This window comes from Ancylobacter sp. FA202, from assembly GCF_000380205.1.
In the GTDB taxonomy this organism is placed as follows: Bacteria; Pseudomonadota; Alphaproteobacteria; order Rhizobiales; family Xanthobacteraceae; genus Ancylobacter.
In genome coordinates this window covers 1,617,546-1,638,391 of sequence record NZ_KB904818.1, presented here as the reverse complement: position 1 = coordinate 1,638,391, position 20,846 = coordinate 1,617,546, and the positions used below count along the sequence as shown (strand labels likewise).

Sequence of the window (20,846 nt, the reverse complement as noted above, 5' to 3'; positions counted from 1 at the left end):
CATTGGCCCACGGCTGACTGCGACCCCCAAGGCCCCACCTACGCCCAAGGCCCCACCTACCCCCAAGGCTCAGCTACCCCTAAGGCTTCATGGCACATCTCTATCCCGTTCTTCTCTGCGGCGGCTCCGGCACGCGCCTGTGGCCGCTCTCGCGCAAGAGTTTTCCCAAGCAGTTCGTGAAGCTCGGCGAGGGCGAGACGCTGTTCCAGGCGGCGGCGCGGCGGCTCTCCGGCCCGGATGTGAGCCCGCCTCTCATTGTCACCAATGCCGATTTCCGCTTCATCGTCACCGAGCAGCTCGGCGAGGCCGGCATTCCGCCCGCCGCGGTGCTGATCGAACCCAGCGCCCGCAACACCGCCCCCGCCATCCTCGCCGCCGTGCACTATCTGGCGGCACGCGACCCGAAGGCGCTGCTGCTGGTGATGCCCTCCGACCAGGTGGTGCCCGACAGCGCGGCGTTTTCCGCTGCCGTGCGCGCCGGCCTGCCCGCCGCGCAGGCCGGGCGCATCGTCACCTTCGGCATCCGCCCGACCCGGCCGGAAACCGGCTATGGCTGGCTGGAGCTTTCCCATGCGCCGGAGGGCGAGGCCCTTGCCCCGGTGCCGCTGCGCCGCTTCGTCGAGAAGCCGGACGCCGAGCGCGCGAACGCCATGCTGGCGGACGGGCATTATCTCTGGAATGCCGGCATCTTCCTGTTCACGGTGGAAACCGCGCTGAAGGCGTTCGCCGCCCATGCCCCTGACATGCTCGCCCCGGTGCGGCAGGCGGTGGAAGAGGCGGCCAGCGACCTCGATTTCCTGCGCCTCGCCCCCGAGCCGTGGCAGCGGGCGCAGGATATTTCCATCGACTACGCCATCATGGAGCGCTCGGACAATCTCGACGTGGTGCCGTTTGCCGGCGATTGGTCGGATCTTGGCGACTGGGCCTCGGTGATGCGCGAGGGCACGGCGGATGCCGCCAATGTCGTCGCCCATGGCCCCGTCACCGCCGTTGACTGCACCGATTCACTGCTGCGCTCGGAGGCAGAGGGGCTGGAACTGGTCGGCATCGGCCTCACCAACATGCTGGTCGTCGCCATGCCGGACGCGGTGCTGGTGGCGGACCGTTCCCGCTCGCAGGAGGTGAAGCAGGCCGTGACCGCGCTGAAGGCGCGCGGCGCCCGGCAGGCCGAGCATTTCCCCAGGGACCACCGGCCCTGGGGCTGGTTCGAGACCCTGGCGCTCGGCGAGCGCTTCCAGGTCAAGCGCATCGTCGTCCATCCCGGCGCGTCGCTGTCGCTGCAGAGCCATTATCACCGCTCCGAGCACTGGATCGTGGTCTCTGGCACGGCGCGCGTCATCATTGACGGCGAACCGCGCCTGCTCACCGAGAACCAGTCGGTCTATATCCCGCTCGGCGCGGTCCACCGCATGGAAAACCCCGGCAAGGTGCCGATGGTGCTGATCGAGGTGCAGACCGGCACCTATCTCGGCGAGGACGACATCATCCGCTACGAGGATGTCTACGCCCGCGGGCAGGGTGCCAAAGGGTAACGGCGCCAAGGGCTAGCGCCACAAGGGGGCGCCGCGCCTAGTCTTGCGCCAGCGCCGCCCGCCAGCCGCCGCTGGCGGTGATGTCGCGTGCGCCGCTGAGGCCGTGCGGCTCGCACAGAAAGCCCTTCACCACGCCGCCATCCTCCAGCTCCACCGTGCCGATGGCGAGCGGGGAGGGAATGCCGGCGAGGAAATCGCCGAAGGCGGCGCGCGGCAGCGCCCAGACCTCCAGCGCGATGGAGGCGCCGGTGCCGTCGCTGCTGCGCACCAGCCCCGGCCGGGCCGGCGGCCCGCCGGGCAGGGCGAAGAGCTGATAGGCCGCGCAGGTGCGGGACTCGCGCAGAAAGCGCCCGCCGCGCCGGGTGAGTTCGCCATTCAGCGGCAGGCCGGCCATGTGGGCACCGCAGACGGCAATTCCGATTTCGTCTTCCGCGATTTCGTCTTCCGTCTGTCGGCTGGGCGGGGAGGCGGCCGCCCCGCCGCGCTCGACCCACAGAGCGAGGGCCGCCGCGCGAGAATCCTCGCCCCTGCGCGCCAGCACGGTGAGGCTGCCCGGGCGCCCGTCCGGGCGCGGCCCGGTCGGTACAGCGATGCCGCACATATCCAGCAGGTTGACGAAATTGGTGTAGGTGCCGAGCCGGCTGTTGGGTCCGAACGGGTCGGCCGCCACCTCCTCCAGCGTGACGAAGCAGGGAATGGTCGGCACGCAGAGGAAATCGACGCCGTCCAGCGCCAGCGCGCAGGCCCTGCGCAGTTCCTCCAGCCGGTACAGCCCCTTGAAGGCGTCGACGGCGGAGAATTTGAGCCCCGGCGCGAGGATCGCCCGCGTCGTCGCGTGCAGCGTCTCCGGCGCCTCGGTAAGCCGGTCGCCCACCGCCGCCACCCGCTCGGCCACCCAGGGGCCGGCATAGAGCAGCTCCGCCACGGCGTAGAACGGCGCGAGATCGATCGGGCGAAGGCTCGCCCCGCCCTCGCGCAGCCGTTCCACCGTGGCGCGGAAATGGCTCGCCTGCGCGGTGTCGCCGAAGGTGCGCAGGCTCGCCTCATCAGGCACCGCGACCGTCACCGACGGCGGCAGCGGCGCGAGCTGCTGGCGGGGCGAGGGCGCGGGCATCCGGCGCGACCAGGGATCGGCGGCATCGAAGCCGGCGGTCAGCGCGAACAGCTCCCACGCCTCCGCGACGCTCTGGGCGAAGAGCGAGATCGTGTCGAGCGTGCGGCAGGCCGGCACCATGCCGGTGGAGGACAGCGCTCCCAGGCTCGGCTTCAGCCCGACAATGTCGTTGAACGCCGCCGGCACCCGGCCGGAGCCGGCGGTATCGGTGCCGAGGCTGAACGCCACCAGCCCGCGCGCCACCGCCACCGCCGAGCCGGAGGAGGAGCCGCCGGGCACCAGCGTCGGATCGATCGCGTTGCGCGGCACCGGATAGGGCGTGCGCACCCCCACCAGTCCGGTGGCGAACTGGTCGAGATTGGTCTTGCCGAGGCAGATCGCGCCCAGAGCCCGCAGCCGCGCCACCACGAAGGCATCCGCCCCGGCGACATGGACGAAGCCGGGGCAGGCGGCGGTGGTCGGCATGCCGGCCACGTCGATATTGTCCTTTACCGCATAGGGAATGCCCCAGAGCGGGCGCCCATCCGGGCTGCCGAGCGCGCGCGCCTCGGCCAGCGCGACGCTGCGCGCCTGGTGCAGGAAGATGCCGGGGTCGTTAAGCGCGTCGAGCCGGGCGAAGGCCTCCTCCACCACCGCTTCCGGCCGCAGCCCCCCGGCATAGGCGGCCCGCAGCGCGTCGAGGGTGAAGGTGAGATCGCGCGGCATCGGCAAGACCCTTGGCAAATGGCTGGGGAAAGGGTGGCGAGAAAAAGGGCGGCGGACAGCGCATTGTATGCATCGTTGCAGCCCTTCGCCATGCGCCATCTTGCGCCCGGCACAGCCTGTGGACGCCGCAGTGTCTAAAGCGCCCGGGCGCGCGAGCCCAGCGTGTCGAACTGCCCGCCAGCATAGATCAGCGGGTGAAGCGGCCCCTCCGGCAAATGGAGCGCGACCACCCGGCCGAGGAAGATGCTGTGGCTGTGCACGCTCACTGTTTCCGCGAGCTCGCAGTCGAAGCTCGCCAGCGCGCCCATCAGCGCCGGCGCCCCGGTGGCCAGCGCCCGCCATTCATGGGTGCTGAAGCGCAGATGCCGGTGGGCGGAGGAGGAGAACGCCTTGGCCAGTTCCAGCTCCGGCTCGGCCAGCAGGTTGACGCAGAAGCTGCGCGAGGCGCCGATCACGTCGTGGCAGGAGACGTTGCGGTTGACGCAGACCAGCAGCGTCGGCGTCGGCTCGGCGGCCACCGAGGTGACGGAAGTCGCGACAAAGCCGTGCGGCTGCCCGTTCTCCATCGTGGTGATGACGGACACGCCGGCGGCGAGGCGCCGCATGCCCTGCTTGAAATCTGTCGGGTCGATCATGGCAAACTCCACCTTGCGGCGCGCATGGCCGCGTCGGGGAGGCAACCGCAAGCGGCGTGCCAGCCGTGCCGCGGCCGCGCGTGCCCTGCCTTTGCCGGCAAAATCTCCCGTCGCCGCCCGCCCGTCTCGCCCCGCGCTGCGACAGATGTCGCTGATCTGAGACGGCGCTTCCCGGCCTGACGCCGGCTGGAGAGATCGCCGCCACCGCCGGAAACCAGCGCCGGCAGGGCTTTGCCCGCCCCAGCCCGTCCGCCACCCCTCGCGCCCCGCGCGCGTCGCTGCCGCCGGCCGGCGCTGGCACGGGGCTTGCGGCATCGCCCGCATCCCTGATCGTTGCCGAAAGCCCTGACATGACCCTCTCCGTGAACCCCATCGCCGACATCATCGCCCCGCTGCCCAAGGGGCTGCTGATCGACGGCCAGTTCGTCCCGGCGCTGTCGGGCAAGACCTTCAAGACCTTCAACCCCGCCACCGGCGAGGTGCTGGCCGAGGTCGCCGAGGGCGACGCCGGCGATATCGACCTCGCCGTCGCCGCCGCGCGCCGCGCCTTCGCCGGGCCGTGGAGCCGCTTCACCCCGTTCCAGCGCCAGCAGTGCCTGCTGCGCTTCGCCGATCTGGTGGAGAAGCACTTCGACACGCTGGCGCTGATCGACGTGCTTGATATGGGCGCGCCGATCACCGCCATGCAGGCCCGCCGCCAGCGGGCGCTCGGCCTGCCGCGCTTCTATGCCGGCATGTGCACGGTCATCAGTGGCGGCACCCTGCCCAATTCCCTGCCGGGCGAGGTGTTCACCTACACGTTGAAGGAACCGGTCGGCGTGGTCGGCGCCATCACCCCGTGGAACGCGCCGCTGACCTCGACCCTGTGGAAGATGGGCCCGGTGCTCGCCACCGGCTGCACCATGGTGCTCAAGCCCGCCGAGGACGCCCCGCTCACTGCGCTGCGGCTCGGCGAGCTGCTGCTGGAAGCCGGCGTGCCGGCCGGCGTGGTCAACATCGTGCCCGGCTTCGGCGCCACCGCCGGCGATGCGCTTGCCCGGCACGGCGATGTCGACAAGGTCGCCTTCACCGGCTCGGACCTCACCGGCCGCAAGATCGTCGAGGCCTCGAAGACCAATCTCAAGCGGGTGACGCTGGAACTGGGCGGCAAGTCGCCGGACATCATCTTCGCCGATTGCGACATGGAGGCCGCCGTGGCCGGGGCCGCCATGGGCGTGTTCGCCAATAGCGGGCAGATCTGCGTCGCCGGAACCCGCCTGCTGGTCGAGCGCCCGATCTATGAGGAATTTGTCGCCCGCGTCTCCGCCTTTGCCCGCGCGCTCAAGGTCGGCAACGGGCTCGATCCGGCGACGCAGATCGGCCCGATCGTCAACGCACGGCAGCTGGAGCGCATCACCTCCTATATGGAGATCGGCCTGGGTGAGGGCGTCACCGCCGCCGCCGGCGGCAAGCGCCTCACCGAGGGCGCGCTGAAGGACGGCTATTTCTTCGAGCCGACGGTGCTCTCAGGCGTCACCAACGCCATGCGGATCGCCCAGGAGGAGATCTTCGGGCCGGTCGCCGCCGCCATCCCCTTCGACACGCCGGAGGAGGCCGCCGCCCTTGCCAATGACACGCCCTTCGGCCTCGGCGGCGGGGTGTGGACCACCAACCTGTCCACCGCCCACCGCATGGCGAAGGCGATCCGCGCCGGCACGGTCTGGGTCAACACCTATGGCGGGCTCGATCCCGTGGTGCCGTTCGGCGGCTACAAGACCAGCGGCTATGGCCGCGAATCCGGCACCGAGCACCTCGACGCCTATCTCGAGACCAAATCCGTGGTGATGAAGCTGGCCTGAGGCCAAAGCCCGGCGAGCGCCGGGCCGGCTTCAGTGGCGCAGGGCGCGGGGAATGACCGCGCGCACCGCCACGACGATCACCAGCGCACCGACCGTCAGCATCAGGAAGGCGGCGCGCAGGTCCAGCGCGTGGGCGACAAAGCCGATCAGCGGCGGGCCGAACAGCCCGCCGCCATAGGCGATCGTCACCGTCATGGCGATGCCGGCATTGGGTGGGATTCCCGGCATGCGCCCGCTCAGCGAGAACAGGATCGGCACCAGATTGGCGATGCCGAGCCCGGCAATGGCGAAGCCCGGCAGCGCCGCCAGCGTGGTCGGCGCGAACACGATCAGCGCCACGCCGGCAAAGGCGATGGCGGCGGAAATCTGGATCGTCGTCACCGCCCCCAGCGCGCGGGTGATGCGGTCGCCCAGCAGCCGGCCGGTGGTCATCGCCACCGAGAAGGCGGCGACGCCGGATGCCGCCTGCGCCGGGGCGGAGCCCATCGCCTGCACCAGATAGAGCGCGCCCCAGTCGATCAGCGCCAGTTCGATGACGAAGGCCAGCACGGTCAGCACGCCGATCCCCGCCATGGTGCGGTTGGGCAGGCGGAACACCGAGGTGTCGGCCGCCTCGCGCACATGGTGTTCCGGCAGCCAGAGCCAGGGCATCGCCGCCAGCGCCAGCGCCACCAGCCCCGCGCTGGCGAGGCCCATGCCGAGCGGCGGGTCGAAGCCGAAGCCGATCAGCGTGCCCCCGGCCAGAGCCCCGGCGACGGTGCCGAGGCTGAAGAAGGCGTGCGCCGAGGACATGATCGGCCGCCCGACCTCGCGCTCCAGCGCCGAGGCGTGCGAGTTCATGCACACATCGAGAAAGCCGAAGCACAGGCCGAATAGGGCCGCCGACAGGGCGAGCAGCGGCAGGGTGACGCCCAGCGCCGGGCCGAAGCTGGCGGCCGCGAAGGCGATGCCGGCCAGCGCGCCGGCGCGCAGCGGGCCAAGCTTCGGCCGCAGCAACCCCGCCGCCGGCATGCCGCACAGGCAGCCGAGCGAGACGCACATCAGCACCAGCCCGATCTGCGCATCATCCAGCCCGGCGCGGGCCTTGAGGATGGGGATATAGGTCGCCCACAGCGTCAGCCCGCAGCCGCCGACGAAGAAAATGGCACTCACGGCCATGCGCGAGGCGAACAGCGCACGCCGCTCAGCCGCGACCGACAACTCACTCATGCGTCTTCCCAGTCTCACTTCCGGCCAAGACGGCCGCCCTGGCCGGCGCGCTGTGGCGCGTCTTCCCTGGCGGGTCTTTCTGCCGGGCCTTGGGCAGGATGCGTGCCAGCGCGCCCGCCTTGGGGCGTGTCATGGCCCGGCAGGCCTGCGGGAGCAAGGGGCAAGGGGTGCCGGATAAGGTGGCTGCGACCGCCGGCGGTATCGGGTGCGGTCTCAGCCCCGCTGTCTCGCGCGAGATGTCTCACGCCGGCTGTCTCAGCCGCGCGCCGGTCTCACCGCCGGCCCGTCTCATCCCGCTTTACCGGCGCGGCGCGCCTTGGGCGGAAAGGCGGGCCGCGCGGCGATTCCCGGCCTTGGCGCGACCTTTCGCGCCACCCTGGCACACCCCTTGCGCAGGGTGGGCGCGGCGGCTGCGCCCGCCACCTCTCCCTCCCCACCCGCGTCAGGATTGCCATGCCGCCCGATTCCTCCCTCCAGCGCCTGTCCTCCAATGGCCGGCTCTCCCGCGCCGTCGTGCATGCCGGCACGGTCTATCTCGCCGGCGTCGTCGCGCGGGAAAAGACGCCCGATGTCGCCGCCCAGACCGCCGACGTGCTCGCCCAGATCGACGCGCTGCTCAAAGAGGCCGGCACCGACAGGAGCCGGCTGTTGCGCGTCACCATCTGGCTGCACGACATCGGCGATTTCGCCGCCATGAACGCGGTGTGGGACGGCTGGGTCGACGCCGCCAACGCCCCGGCGCGCGCCACGGTGGAATCCCGCCTCGCCGGAGACGGCGCCAACCTTGTGGAGATGATGGCCACCGCCGCGCTGTGAACCACCAGCGACCCGTAGCCGTATACCCTCATGCGCGCCCGAAACGGGCGCCATCCGGGCTGTCGGTGGCGTCGCTAGCGCCTCTCCGACGGTGGCGCCAGCGAGGGGAGCTCCCACCCCGGTCCCGCCCCTCGCTGGCGCTCTTCGGCCCGAACCGCGTCCGCCCAAGGTCGCGCGCAGCACTTTCTCACGCCTGAGACGTTGCTGTCTCAGCTTTGAGAAAAGACCGAAGTCTATTTTCCATCTATACTTAAAACCATCAAGCTTTTATCTAGTCATTGTCGTATCCGTTTTTCATTGCGTGGCTCGGCGTAGATGTCAGCGCGCGTCGCGGGCCGCCTCAGGGCGGTTTCCGCGCGCGCTTCATCACCCCCGGCGAATGCCGCGCCGGTTCATCAAGGCGGCCTGAACCATGACATCTTACCTGAAGCCCGGCAGCGCGCGCACCATTGCCGTCATCGGCGGCGGCGCGGTCGGTGTCGCCACCGCCAGCTTCCTCCTGCGCGAGGGGCACGACGTGGTGCTGGTCGAGCGCGGCGGCATCGGCGAGGGCGCCTCCTTCGGCAATGCCGGCGTGCTCGCGCCTTCCTCGGTGGTGCCGATGTCGATGCCGGGCACGCTGATGAAGGTGCCCGGCTATCTCCTCGATCCGCTCGGGCCGCTCTCCATCCGCTGGCGCTATCTACCCACGCTGGCGCCCTGGCTCGCCCGCTTCGTAAAGTCGGGCACGCGGGAGCGCGTTCAGGCGCAGGCGCGGGCGCTGAAGCCGCTGCTCGACGATTCCTTCAGCGCCTGGCTGCCGCTGGTGCGCCATGCCGGCAATGAGGCGCTGATCCGGCGCGAGGGCTTCCTCGCCGTCTATCGCAGCGAGGCCGATTTCGCCGGCGACGCGCTGGGCTACCAGCTGCGCCGCGCCAACGACATCCCGTTCGAGGTGCTGCGCGGGCCGGAGCTGTGGGCGTTCGAGCCGGCGATCTCCCGCGACTACACGATCGGCGTGCTGTTCCGCCAGTGCGGCCATACGATCAACCCCAACCGGCTGGTGCGGACTGTCGCCAACGCCTTCCAGCGCGATGGCGGGCGCCTGATCCAAGCCCGCGCGCTCGGCTTCGCCGTGGAGGGCGGGCGGCTCAGGGGCATAGAGACCGATGCCGGCCTCGTCCCCGCCCAGGCGGCGGTGGTGGCCTGCGGCGCCCATTCCCGCCCGCTCGCCGCCGGCCTCGGCGATAACGTGCCGCTCGACACCGAGCGCGGCTATCACGTGCTGATCGCCGATCCCGAGGCGCTGCCGGCGCGGCCGATCCTCGACGCCAGCGCCAAATTCGTCTCGACGCCGATGGAGACCGGGCTGCGCATGGCCGGCACGGTCGAGTTCGCCGGGCTGGAGGCGCCGCCGGACTGGAAGCGGGCGGCGCGTCTGCTCACCCTCGGCCGGCGGCTGTTTCCCGGCCTCGCCCCGCATCATCCGGAAGCGCGGGTGTCGCGCTGGATGGGCTTCCGGCCGAGCATGCCGGATTCGCTGCCCGTCATCGGCCGGGCCAGCGCCTGCGCGGAGGTGGTCTATGCCTTCGGCCATGGCCATGTCGGCCTCGCCTCCGCCGCCCGCACCGGCATGGCGGTGGCCGACCTCATCGCCGGGCGCCCGCCCGCCCTCGACCTCGCCCCCTTCGCCGCCGCGCGGTTCTGAGAGCGGGGATTCGCAGCCGCGCGCCGGCTTTCTCCGCAATGAGACAGGCCGGCGCCGGGGTGGCGGGCTCATCGTGAAGAATATTGTTAAATCAGAGGGTTAAGTCTCTGGCACGGGCCTTGCCGAAGGGTGCTTTGCCGGCACGTTGCCGGTCGCAGTCAAGGGAGACCGTCGTGCTGCTTTCCTTCTTCATGATGCCGCTTCATTCGGTCAACAGGCATTATCCCACTGCCCTGGCCGAGGATATCGAGGCCTTCAAGCTGGCGGACGAGCTGGGCTTCGAGGAAGCGTGGATCGGCGAGCACTATTCGGCGGAGATCGAGCAGATTTCCTCGCCGCTGATGTTCCTGGCGCATATGGCGCCGCAGACCAAGCGCATCAAGCTCGGCACCGGCGTGCTGCCGCTGCCGCTCTATCATCCTGTGATGGCCGCCTCGCATGTCGCGCTGCTGGACCATCTCGCGCCCGGCCGCCTCTTGCTGGGCATCGGCACTGGCGGCCTCGGCTCGGATTTCGAGGTGTTCGGCATGGAGGACGCGGATCGCACCGCGATGATGCTCGATTCCATCGCCATCATGAAGAAGATCTGGGCCTCCGATCCGCCCTATGACATCGAGGGCAGGTTCTGGAACGTGAAGCTCTCCAAGAGCTACTGGCCGGACCTTGGCGTCGGCATCCTGCCGAAGACCCTAACCAAGCCGCACCCGCCGCTGGCGGTGTCGGTGTCGAGCCCCTATTCCGGCTCCATGCGCGTCGCCGCGCGCAACGACTTCATGCCGATCTCGGCCAATTTCGTCGCCTCCTGGGTGGTGAAGACCCATTGGGAAACCTATTGCGATGAACTCGCCAAGCTCGGCAAGACGCCGGACGGTACCAAGTGGCGCGTCGCCCGCTCCATCCATGTCGCCGACACCGACGAGGAAGCCGAGCGCGTGGTGAAGAAGGCCGGCGGCGCCTATGACTGGTACTACGACTACATGTTCCAGGTGTATCAGCGCATGGGCGCGGCGGCGCTGCTCGCCCCCTTCCGCGACACCGATCCCGCCAGCATCACGCCGCAGATGGTGCGCGACCATTTCGTCATCTATGGCAGCCCGGAAACGGTGGCGCGCAAGATCCTCGCCTTGCGCGAGGAGGTCGGCCCGTTCGGCACGCTGATGATGACCTCGCATGAATGGGAGGACAAACCCGCCATGCGCCGCTCGATGGAACTGCTTGCCAGGCGGGTGATGCCCATCGTCAATGCGGCGCTGGGCGAAGAAGCACTGGACGAGAACCTGCCGGCGATCGCCGTCTGAACCGCTGGAGAGAACGAAGATGTCGAGCGCCGACACGGCCGGGCTGCTGCAGCCCGGAAAGCTCTGGTGGAACTGGTTTGGCGAGCAGTATTTCGTGCCGCGCTACACCGCCCGTCCGACCCGCGAGGAGGAGGTCTGCGCCATCGTGCGCGAGGCGCGCAGGCTCGGCCTGCCGGTCCGCGCCAGCGGTGCCGGCCATTCCAACCCCGCCATCGTGCCCACCCCGGGGGTGCATATCGACTTCGACGCCTTCAATCAGGTGGTCGCGGTCGACAAGGAGAAGCTGCAGGTCACGGTGCGGCCGGGCCTGCGCATCAGCGCGCTGACCAAATACCTGCGCGAGCGCGGCATGTCGCTCAACAACCAGGGCGACATTGACCGGCAGGCGGTGATCGGCGCGATGATGACTGGCACCCATGGCGCCGGCAAGACGCTGGCCTGCCTCTCCACCCACCTCGTCAGCGCCCGCATCGTTACCGCGGAGGGCGAGCTGCGCGACCTCTCGGCGGCCGATGGCGAGCTGTTCAAGGCGTTCCGCACCTCCATCGGCATGTTCGGCCTGGTGGTGTCGCTCACCCTGCAGGCGGTGCCGTCCTACAACATCCACAAACGCTCATGGAACACCGACACCGAGGACTGCCTTAGTAACCTACATGAGCTTTTGGAGGCCAACCGCACCTTCTGGTTCTTCTGGCTGCCGCGCAAGGAATCGGCCGATCTCTATGAGCTGCCCGGCGGCGCTGTGCCCTCGAAGACGACGCGCGACTTCGATTTCTGCCACATGCGGACCTATAACGCCGTGCCGGTGGCCGAGCCGGCGCCGACGCTGGGGCCGGGGGAGGAGTTCGACCATTCCTCCATCATCTACCCCAACGACTATGTGCCCAACTTCCGCGAGATCGAATACGCCGTGCCGTTCGGCCGCTTCGAGGAGTGTTTCGCCGAAGTGCGGCACATGTTCCAGACGAAGTACCCGCAGGCCATCTACCCCGTCGAATGCCGGGCGGTGAAGGGCGACGACACCTATCTCTCCGCCTATTCCGAGCGCGACGGCTATGCGCTGTCCATTTCCGGCCCGCTGGAGGAGGCGAGCTGGGCCATGCTGCGCGACGCCGATGCCATTCTCGACCGCTATGACGGGCGTCCGCATTGGGGCAAGCACCATTTCATGACGCCGGAGCGGCTGGAGCGGCTCTACCCGAAATACGACGCCTTCAAGCGCCTGCGCCGGGAGATGGACCCCGACGGGGTGTTCCTCAACGACCATCTGCGCATGCTGTTCGCCTGAACGAAGGGGCCGGCACTGCTGGCCCCTTTTTCGTTTCCGCGCCGAGCGAGGAGGAAGCGGGTTGACGATTAAACTTTGTGCTGCGCACAATTTAAGCGTTGGGGCGGAACCGGAGACCGCGATGCTGGATCTGCGCAGCCATGTCGCGCGCATCGTGACGAGCGCCAACCAGCTTGCGCCTGCCGCCGGCGATTTCCAGGTGCCCCGCGCCGCCGACAGCATGGCCGCCTCCTGGCGCCGCTGTATGGATGGCTACCGCTTCGATCCCGGCGCCAAGTTCCGCATCGAGGCGGTGAGCGATGCCGAGCTGAAGCGGCAATGCGAGGCCAATGATGAGCTGATCCACTATGCCCGCCCGGAGATCGACGCCCTGTTCGGCGCGGTCTCGGTGTCCGGCTTCTCGATCAGCCTCGGCAATGTCGATGGCTACATCATCACCGAGCGCGCCAACTACCACCCCGACTATTACAGCGAGGTTGAGCGGCCCGGCACCGCCTGGGCCGAGCCCTCCGCCGGCACCAATGCCATCGGCACCTGCCTGGTCGAGCGCCGGCCGGTGGGGGTGCTCACCAATGACCATTTCTTCTACGAATTCTCCGCCCTGTCCTGCGCCAGCGCGCCGCTGTTCGGCCCGGATGCCGAGCTGATCGGCGCCATCAACATCTCGATCCGCAATCCCGAATTGCAGCGCGAGACGCTGAAAGTGGTGCTCGGCCTGTCCTCCAGCCTCGCCGACCGCATCGGCGAGCGCATGTTCCGCCAGGCCTTCCGCCGCTGCTTCATCCTGAAATTCGCCATCGGCGCCGTCGACCACGGGCTGATCGCGGTGGATGGCGATTTCCAGCTGGTCGGCCTCAACCACGCCGCCCGCGACATGCTGCGCGACCGCATCCAGCTCGCCCGCGTGCGCAGCCTGTGGGCGGTGTTCGAGCGCGACCACCGCCTGGCCGACCTGTCCCGGCTCGGCGGCACCGAGCTGACGCTGCATCTGCAGAAGGGCGGCGATGCCATCTCGGTCTCGCTCAGCGGGCCGCTGGAACCGGCGGCGACGACGGCCGGCGCCGGCCCGCGCTTCACCGCCGCCCCGGACGTCGCCCCGCCGGCCGGCGAGGCCCGCCCGCGCCCGGCGCCGGCGGCGCTGCCACCCCGCGCGGCGCCGCGCGTGCTCACCCTCGACGACTGCGCCGGCGGCGATGCCCGCATGGCGGCCAATGTGCGCCTCGTGCGGCGGGTGCTCGGCGGCTCGCTGCCGATCCTGCTGCTCGGCGAAACCGGGGTCGGCAAGGACGCCTTCGCCCGCGCCATCCATGAGGAAAGCCCGCGCCGGGCCGCGCCCTTCGTCGCCTTCAACTGCGCTTCCGTGCCGGACACGCTGATCGACAGCGAATTGTTCGGCTATGGCAGCGGCGCCTTCACCGGCGCCCGGCGCGAGGGCAGCCCCGGCCGGCTGGTGGAGGCCGATGGCGGCACGCTGTTCCTCGACGAGATCGGCGACATGCCGGTGAGCCAGCAGACAAGGCTGCTGCATGTGCTCGAATCCGGCGAGGTCACGCCGCTGGGCACGGGCAAGCCGCGCCGGGTCGATTTGCAGGTGATCGCCGCCACCAACCAGAACCTCGAAGCGCGGGTCGCGCGCGGCCAGTTTCGCCAGGACCTGTATTACCGGCTCGCCGGCGCGGTGATCGACATTCCCGCCTTGCGCGCGCGTAGCGACCGGCGGGCGCTGATCGAACAGGTGCTGGCCAGCCTCGATGCCGGGCGCGGGCTCGCACTGTCGCCGGATGCGCTTGCCCTGCTCATGGCGCATGACTGGCCGGGCAATGTGCGCGAGCTGCGCCACGCGCTCAACCGCGCCGTCCATCTGTGCGAGGGCACGGTGCTCGGCCCCGACGACATCGCCATCCGCCCGGCCTTCCCGGCTGCGGGCCTTGCCGCGCGCCCGGTGCTGCCGGCGACGGCCGCCTTCGGGCTGCCGGGCGGGGCAGGGGAGGGCGGCCGGGAGGGGGGCCCCGCCGAGGTGGAAGCGGCCGAGGCCGGCAGCGCCCGCCACGCCATTGCCAGCGCCGAGCGCGAGGCCATCGTCGCCACGCTGGCGCGCTGCGGCGGCAATGTGAAGGCGGCCGCAAGCGCGCTGCAGCTGAGCCGCGCCACCCTGTACCGCAAGCTGCAGCGCTACCGCATCACCCCCTGAACCTCCCCCGCTCGCGCGCCCGCTGTCGCGCCCCCTCTGTCGCGCCTCTGCGACAGCGGCCGGCTCATCCTTGAAACAGCGTCGCCGTCGCGCGATCCTGTCTCACGGCTGCGCCGCGATGCGACACTGTCGCACGAGTGAGTGGTATTTCGTCCCGAAAAGCCAGCAACACGCGCGAGGACGCCTGATTTAAGCTTCAAATCATCCGTCAAAGACCACAAGAAGTGTTGAAATCATCTTTCAATATCGGGACAAATCCGGATGGCACGAGAGTTGCCGAACCGGGTGTCGGCCGGAAAGGCCGAACACAGGGGAAAAAAATGACCTTCCATACTGGAGATTGGGCGCCCTCGCGGCGCGGCGTCCTGAAGGGCATGGGCGCGGCCGCCGCCACGCTCGCCGCCCCCGGCGTTCTCAGCCGGGCCTATGCGCAGGAGCCGATCGTGCTGCTGACCTGGGAGACCTATCACGACCCCGCCTGGTGCAAGGAATGGGGCGAGGCCAATGGCGTCGAGGTGAAGCCGGTCGTCATCGGCTCGGTCGACGAGCTGTTCTCGCAGCCCTTCTCCGGCGCGGTGCAGCCGGACGTGATGTATATCGAAACCGGCTCACTGCCGCGCTTCAAGGAAGCCGGGCTGATCGTGCCGTTCGACACCGCCAAGGTGCCGAACATCAAGAACATCACCCCCAATCTCGACTGGAAGAAATACACCGATGTCGGCGGCGAGGTGGTCGCCGTGCCCTACAACTGGGGCACCCAGCCGCTGATGTACAATGCCGACGCCATGCCCGCGCCGGACAGCTGGAAGGCGCTGTGGGACCCGAAATATCGCGGCAAGGTCAACATCTTCGACGATTGCACCATCTGCTTTCCGATGATCGCGCTCGCGGTTGGCGCCAAGGACCCGTTCAACCTGACCGACGCCGATTTCGCCGCCTGCGAGGAGGCGCTGCGCACGCTGCGGCCGCAGATCCGCACCATCGCCCGCGGCTTCGACGATGCCGTCACCATCTATGCCGCCGGCGAGGCGCTGCTCGGCTATTGCCAGAACATCGCGGTCGTCACCTCGCTGCAGGACAAGGGCAAGAACTTCGCCTATGCGCTGCCGAAGGAAGGCACGCCCACCTGGATCGACTGCACCGGCGTCTCGAAGAAGGGCGACCGCGACATCGTCTACAAGTTCATCAACGACAATCTCTCCACCAAGTGGCAGGCGCGCTTCATCGAGGCCTCGACCAATAATGGCGTGCTGGATCTCAGCGAGGCCAAGGCCGGCGGCGTGAGCGAAGCGACGCTCAAGCGCACCAACATTCCCGATTCGCAGGCCGGCGATTTCTGGGAAAAGCTGGTCATCCTGCAGAAGCCGGAAGATTTCGAGCGGCGGCTGCAGATCTGGAACGACTTCAAGGCCGGCACGCTCTGACGCGCACCTGCTGACCCCGCAACGCGGAGCACGAGAGATGGCGAAGACTTCGCAGGCGATCCTGACGCTCGCCGGCATCGACAAGACCTATGACGGGGCGGCCCGGCCGGCGCTCGACCGGATTTCCTTCACCGTGGCGCCGGGCGAGTTCTTCTCCATCCTCGGGCCGAGCGGCTCGGGAAAAACCACGCTGCTGCGCATGATCGCCGGCTTTGAGCGCCCCGATATCGGGCGCGTGCTGATGGACGGGGCCGACATCACCGATGTGCCGCCCTTCCGGCGCGATGTGCGCACCGTGTTCCAGTCCTATGCGCTGTTCCCGCATATGAGCGTGCTGGAAAACGTCGCCTATCCCCTGCGCATGGCCGGGGCGCGAAAGGCCGAGCGCCTTGCCAAGGCGCGCGACTGCCTTGCCCTCGTCAGCATGGGCGATTTCACTACCCGGCTGCCGCACCAGCTCTCCGGCGGCCAGCGCCAGCGGGTGGCGCTGGCCCGCGCCATTGTCTGCCGTCCGCGCGTGCTGCTGCTCGACGAGCCGCTGGGCGCGCTCGACCTGCGCCTGCGCCAGCAGATGCAGCACATGCTGGTTTCTCTGCAGCGCGAGCTCGGCATCGCCTTTGTCTATGTCACCCACGACCAGGGCGAGGCGCTGTCCATGTCCGACCGGGTGGCTGTGATGAGCGAGGGGCGCATTGCCCAGCTCGGCACGCCGCGCGAGATCTATTTCGACCCGGCCTCCGAATTCGTCGCCCAGTTCGTCGGCCGTTCCAATTTGCTGCCGATCGAGGCGGCGCCGCATGAGGGCAGCCTCACCGCCCTGCTCGGCGGGCGGGCGCTGAAGGGGGTAATGGTGCCGCGCTCCGGCCCGGCGCGGATGGCGATCCGGTTTGAATGCGTGCGGCTCGCCGATGCCGGCACCCCCGCGGGCCATCCCGCCGACGAGGCCTGCGCCATCGAGGGCGTGGTCGAGGACGTGCTGTTCCTCGGCAATGCGCTGGAGGTGAATGTGCGCTGCGGCGACCACAACATCATCGCCGCCGTGCCCACTCTGGGCGGCGAGGGCTATCGTCCCGGCCGCCCGGTGCGGGTGATGTTCGACCCCGGCCAGGCAACGGTGTTCCATGGCTGATCTCGCCTCCGACATGTCGCTTGCCCCCGCCCGCCCCGTGCGCTTCCACCGGATCAGCGTGCTCGGCTGGCCGGTCTATGCCTGGTTCATCGCCCTCGTGCTGGTGCCGAACCTGCTGCTGATCGGCACCAGCTTCCTGCGCACCTCCAACGGCTTCATCGTCTTCGACCCTTCCTTTGCCAGCTATCTGAGGCTTTGGAAGTCGGCGAGCTTCCAGTTCCTGCTGGTGAAGACCCTGGCCACCAGCTTCGGCGCGGCCGCCCTCGGCTGCCTCATCGCCTATCCCATGGCTTATTACGCCGCCCGCGTGGTGCAGAAGAACCGCTCGGTGCTGGTGCTGCTGGTCATCATCCCGCTGTGGATCAGCCTGTTGATGCGGGTCTTCGCCTGGCGGATGATTCTGGGCCAGAACGGCATATTGAACTCGGCGCTGGTCGGCAGCGGCCTGCTCGACCAGCCGAGCGAGGCGTTTCTCTATACCGGCTTCTCGGTGCTGCTCACCTACACCTACATCTCGATCCCGTTCTGCTTCATCGCCATCTTCACCGCGCTGGAGAAGATTCCGCACGCGCTGATCGAGGCCTCGCAGGACAGCGGCGCCTCCGCCTGGCAGACCTTCCGCCATGTGGTGTGGCCGCTCTCGCGGCCCAGCGTCGCCATCGGCTTTTCGCTCGCCTTCCTGATGACGGTCGGCGACTACGTCACCCCCTCCATGGTCGGCGGCATTGATGGCACCATGATCGGCATGGTGATCGCCTCGCAGTTCGGCATCGCCAATAACTGGCCCTATGGCGCGGCGATCGCGGTGTGCCTGATGCTCAGCGTCGGCCTCATCCTGGCGCTGGTGCTGTGGGCGGGGCAGACGCGCGGCGTGCTGACCGGCGACGAGGGCGCCCGTCCCCCGGTGGCGTCGCGCCGGCTCACCTCCGGCCAGCGCCTGCGGCGGGCGGGGGGAAGGATGCTGTTCGCGCTGCCCTATCTCTTCCTCTATGCCCCGCTCGCCATCATGGTGCTGATGTCGTTCAACGATTCCACCGTGCAGGCCTTTCCGCTCAGCGGGGCGACGCTGCGCTGGTATGCCGAGCTGGCGGGCAACCAGCCGATGCTGGAGGCGGTGCGGCGCAGCCTCATGGTCGGCTTCCTTGTCGTGCTGGTCTCGGGCGTGGCGGCGACCGGCTTCGCCTTCGCGCTGCATTATGGAAGGGTGCGGCGGGCGCGCTTCTTCGAGTTCGCGCTGGCGGTGCCGGTGGCGATTCCCGGCGTGGTGCTCGGCATCGTCATGGTGCTGGCGACGCAGCTGGCGCAGATTCCCTCCGGCGTCGGGCGCATCGTCATCGGCCAGGCGAGCTTCGTCATGCCTGTGATGCTGATGATCATCCTCGCCCGGCTGCGCCGGCTGGACGGGGCGCTCCTGGAAGCCTCGATGGATTCGGGCGCCAATCACTGGCAGAGCTTCGTCCATGTGCTGTTCCCCTCGATCAGGGGCGCGATCATCGGCGGGGCGCTGCTCGGCTTCACTCTGTCGGCCGACGATGTGATGGTGACGCTGTTTCTCGCCGGCACCTCGCCCACCCTGCCGATCTGGGTGTGGAACCAGATGCGCTTCGGCTTCACCCCCTCGGTCAACGCCATCTTCACCTTAGTGGGCGTCGGCTCGCTGCTGGCGATCCTGGTGTGCAACCGGCTTATCTTCCACGCGAAGGCGCGCGGTCGCGAGGGCTAGCGCGGATGCGGCGCGTTCAGCGCGTTACCCGCACCGAGGCGAAGCGGCCGACCACGGCGCCGCCGCAGCGCTCCGCCGCCAGTGCCGAGGCGCGGGCCGGCTGCAGGCGCGCGTCTCCGGGATAGCCGGCCTCGCCGCCGGCGGCGGGGCGCTGCTGGCGCGACAGGCCGGCCAGCAGCGATTTCAGCCGGCGGTTCTCCGCCTGCAATTCCTTCATCTGCGCCACCGCCGCCTGGTCCAGCCCGCCGAAGCGCCGCCGCCAGCGGTAGAAGGTGCGCAGCGACACCTGCGCGGTGCGGCAGATCTCGGGGATCGACACGCCGGCATCGGCCTCGCGGATGAGGTGGAGGATCTCGTTGTCGGTGAACTGCGAACGTCGCATCGGCTCGTCCTCAGGGTTCGGACACGGATAGATCGTCGCGATCAGCTGACGCGCGCCGGACCCCCCGCCCCTGCGGCCCGCGTCAGTTGGCGCACATAATTTCAGCGTGCGCTTCTCGTGAGCAGCACTATAGACCCACGACCCGCCGAGGTGAATGCACTTTCTTGAGCGTCTCCGCCGGGCCGGCGCCGCACCTTGCCGCGCCCGCCCGCCAAGCCCGCCCGCCAAGCCCGCCCGGGGCGCCGGCCCGTTCGGTCCCGCGCGGCGTCCGCCGGGCCCCGGCTCCACTGGTGCGCGGTATTTCTGGCAATCCTGCCAGAAAGCCGCGTCAGGGCCGTGCTCTGGCGCCGCTTTGGGCAGGGCTGAACATTATATGAAGTTGCGCCCGCGCCCGGCCTCAACACAATCCGCCCACCTTCCGAACCGTTGAGGTGTGGTCCATGGTCAATATCACGCGGCGTTCTCTCCTCCAGGCCAGCGGCCTTGCCGCCGTCGGGCTGGCCTCCCCGCTCAGTGCCCCCGCCTTCCTGCGCAACGCGCAGGCGCAGTCCGGCCCGGTCAAGCTCGGCTGCCTGTTCTCCTCCTCCGGCACCATGGCCAATCTCGAAGGCCGGCTGAACTATGTGGTCAAGATGGCCGCCGACGAGATCAACGCCAAGGGCGGCGTGAACGGGCGCACCATCGACGTGCTGGTTTCCGATCCCGCCTCCGACTGGCCGCTCTATGCCCAGTCCGCCAAGCAGATGCTGCAGCAGGAGAAGGTCTCCGCTTTGTTCGGCTGCTGGACCTCGGTGTCGCGCAAGACCGTGCTGCCGGTCGTCGAGCAGGAGAACGGCCTGCTGTACTACCCCCTGCATTTCGAGGGCGACGAGAACTCGAAGAACGTCGTCTATGTGAACTCGCCCCCGGCCAGCTCGGTGCTGCCGGCGGTGGATTATCTGATGGGCGAGGAAGGCGTCTCGGCCAAGCGCTTCTTCATGCTCGGCTCGGACTATGTGTGGCCGCGCACCATCAACAAGCAGCTCAAGGGCTACTTCAAATCCAAGGGCATCAAGGAGAGCGCCTGGAAGGAGGAGTATGTCCCCTTCGGCTTCACCAACTTCCAGACCCTGGTTAACCAGATCCGCGCCTTCGCCGACGAGGGCGGCGGCCAGCCAGTGGTCATCCTCACCGTGGTCGGCAATTCGATCCCGGATTTCATGCGCGAATTCGCCAATCAGGGCATTCTCGCCACCGATATTCCGGTGCTCGGCCTCGACATGGTGGAGGCCGACCTTGAAGGCCTCGACACCGCCAAGCTGGTCGGCCACCTCAATTGCTGGGCCTATCTGCAGAACGCCAAGGGCCCGGCAAACGAGGCGTTCCTGAAGAACTGGGCCGCCTATGTGAAGGCCAAGAACGTGCCGTTCTCCGGCACGGTGTCGATCGACCCGATGGTGTCGGCCTATGACTCGGTGCATCTGTGGGCGATGGCGGCGGCGAAGGCCGGTTCCTTCGACGTGCCGGAAGTGTCCAAGGCCTTTGCCGGCCTCACCTTCGATTGCCCGTCGGGTTACAAGATCTCGATGACCGGCGAAAACAACTATGTCGCCCGCGGCGTGTTCATCGGCTCGGTCAACGACAAACAGGGCTTCGACATTCTCTGGCAGTCCAAGGATACGCCCAAGCCCGTGCCCTTCAGCCCCTATGGCTGAGCGGGCGGGCTGATGACGGCGCGGCGTTCCGTAATCCGCCGCCCCGTCATCGCCGGCCTGTTGTCACCACGTCATCCCCGGGCTTGACCCGGGGATCCACGACTTCTCTTTGCCGCAAAACGTGGATGCCCGGGCCAAGCCCGGGCATGACGGTCTTCTTAGCCCCACGACCGCCACTCCT

Annotated in this window: 15 protein-coding genes; 11 read left to right on the top strand and 4 right to left on the bottom strand. The window is 68.8% G+C overall.

What is annotated here, in order from left to right; all coding sequences use genetic code 11:
- Positions 1–89 precede the first annotated feature (89 nt).
- Positions 90–1,532 (top strand): mannose-1-phosphate guanylyltransferase/mannose-6-phosphate isomerase, encoded by a 1,443-nt coding sequence (locus A3M1_RS0107445; RefSeq protein ID WP_018388330.1) that lies wholly within the window; start codon positions 90–92, stop codon positions 1,530–1,532.
- A 37-nt stretch (positions 1,533–1,569) separates the two neighbouring features.
- On the opposite strand, the gene atzF is transcribed toward A3M1_RS0107445, so the two are convergent.
- Positions 1,570–3,351, bottom strand: a complete 1,782-nt coding sequence (atzF, locus tag A3M1_RS0107440; RefSeq protein ID WP_018388329.1) for an allophanate hydrolase — start codon at positions 3,349–3,351, stop codon at positions 1,570–1,572.
- 134 nt (positions 3,352–3,485) lie between these two features.
- Positions 3,486–3,986 (bottom strand): flavin reductase family protein, encoded by a 501-nt coding sequence (locus A3M1_RS0107435; protein WP_018388328.1) that lies wholly within the window; start codon positions 3,984–3,986, stop codon positions 3,486–3,488.
- A 350-nt stretch (positions 3,987–4,336) separates the two neighbouring features.
- On the opposite strand from A3M1_RS0107435, the gene A3M1_RS0107430 reads away from it, so the two are divergent.
- Positions 4,337–5,824: an aldehyde dehydrogenase gene (locus A3M1_RS0107430; RefSeq protein ID WP_018388327.1), complete on the top strand. Its 1,488-nt coding sequence runs from the start codon at positions 4,337–4,339 to the stop codon at positions 5,822–5,824.
- Between the two features lie 30 nt (positions 5,825–5,854).
- On the opposite strand, the gene A3M1_RS0107425 is transcribed toward A3M1_RS0107430, so the two are convergent.
- Complete coding sequence (locus A3M1_RS0107425; protein WP_018388326.1) at positions 5,855–7,033, bottom strand: MFS transporter; 1,179 nt, start codon at positions 7,031–7,033, stop codon at positions 5,855–5,857.
- 453 nt (positions 7,034–7,486) lie between these two features.
- Between A3M1_RS0107425 and A3M1_RS0107420 the strand changes: the two genes are divergently transcribed.
- The 8 genes from A3M1_RS0107420 (at position 7,487) to A3M1_RS0107385 (ending at position 18,589) form a co-directional block, all read left to right on the top strand.
- Positions 7,487–7,849 (top strand): RidA family protein, encoded by a 363-nt coding sequence (locus A3M1_RS0107420; protein WP_018388325.1) that lies wholly within the window; start codon positions 7,487–7,489, stop codon positions 7,847–7,849.
- A gap of 412 nt (positions 7,850–8,261) precedes the next feature.
- Entirely contained in the window at positions 8,262–9,536 is a 1,275-nt protein-coding gene (locus tag A3M1_RS0107415) for an FAD-binding oxidoreductase (protein ID WP_018388324.1), read from the top strand.
- Between the two features lie 173 nt (positions 9,537–9,709).
- Entirely contained in the window at positions 9,710–10,834 is a 1,125-nt protein-coding gene (locus A3M1_RS0107410; RefSeq protein ID WP_018388323.1) for an LLM class flavin-dependent oxidoreductase, read from the top strand.
- A gap of 19 nt (positions 10,835–10,853) precedes the next feature.
- Positions 10,854–12,122 (top strand): D-arabinono-1,4-lactone oxidase, encoded by a 1,269-nt coding sequence (locus A3M1_RS0107405; protein WP_018388322.1) that lies wholly within the window; start codon positions 10,854–10,856, stop codon positions 12,120–12,122.
- 121 nt (positions 12,123–12,243) lie between these two features.
- Complete coding sequence (locus A3M1_RS0107400) at positions 12,244–14,313, top strand: sigma-54-dependent Fis family transcriptional regulator (RefSeq protein WP_018388321.1); 2,070 nt, start codon at positions 12,244–12,246, stop codon at positions 14,311–14,313.
- 320 nt (positions 14,314–14,633) lie between these two features.
- Complete coding sequence (locus A3M1_RS0107395; RefSeq protein ID WP_018388320.1) at positions 14,634–15,737, top strand: ABC transporter substrate-binding protein; 1,104 nt, start codon at positions 14,634–14,636, stop codon at positions 15,735–15,737.
- A gap of 37 nt (positions 15,738–15,774) precedes the next feature.
- Positions 15,775–16,866, top strand: coding sequence for an ABC transporter ATP-binding protein (locus A3M1_RS0107390; RefSeq protein WP_018388319.1), 1,092 nt, complete (start codon positions 15,775–15,777; stop codon positions 16,864–16,866).
- On the top strand, positions 16,859–18,589 hold the full coding sequence (locus A3M1_RS0107385; RefSeq protein ID WP_018388318.1) for an ABC transporter permease subunit: 1,731 nt from the start codon (positions 16,859–16,861) through the stop codon (positions 18,587–18,589). Before A3M1_RS0107390 ends, A3M1_RS0107385 begins: the two co-directional genes overlap by 8 nt.
- 16 nt (positions 18,590–18,605) lie before the next feature.
- On the opposite strand, the gene A3M1_RS0107380 is transcribed toward A3M1_RS0107385, so the two are convergent.
- Positions 18,606–18,971, bottom strand: a complete 366-nt coding sequence (locus tag A3M1_RS0107380) for a transposase (RefSeq protein WP_018388317.1) — start codon at positions 18,969–18,971, stop codon at positions 18,606–18,608.
- A gap of 440 nt (positions 18,972–19,411) precedes the next feature.
- On the opposite strand from A3M1_RS0107380, the gene A3M1_RS24985 reads away from it, so the two are divergent.
- Positions 19,412–20,665 (top strand): transporter substrate-binding protein, encoded by a 1,254-nt coding sequence (locus tag A3M1_RS24985; protein WP_018388316.1) that lies wholly within the window; start codon positions 19,412–19,414, stop codon positions 20,663–20,665.
- Positions 20,666–20,846: the final 181 nt, after the last annotated feature.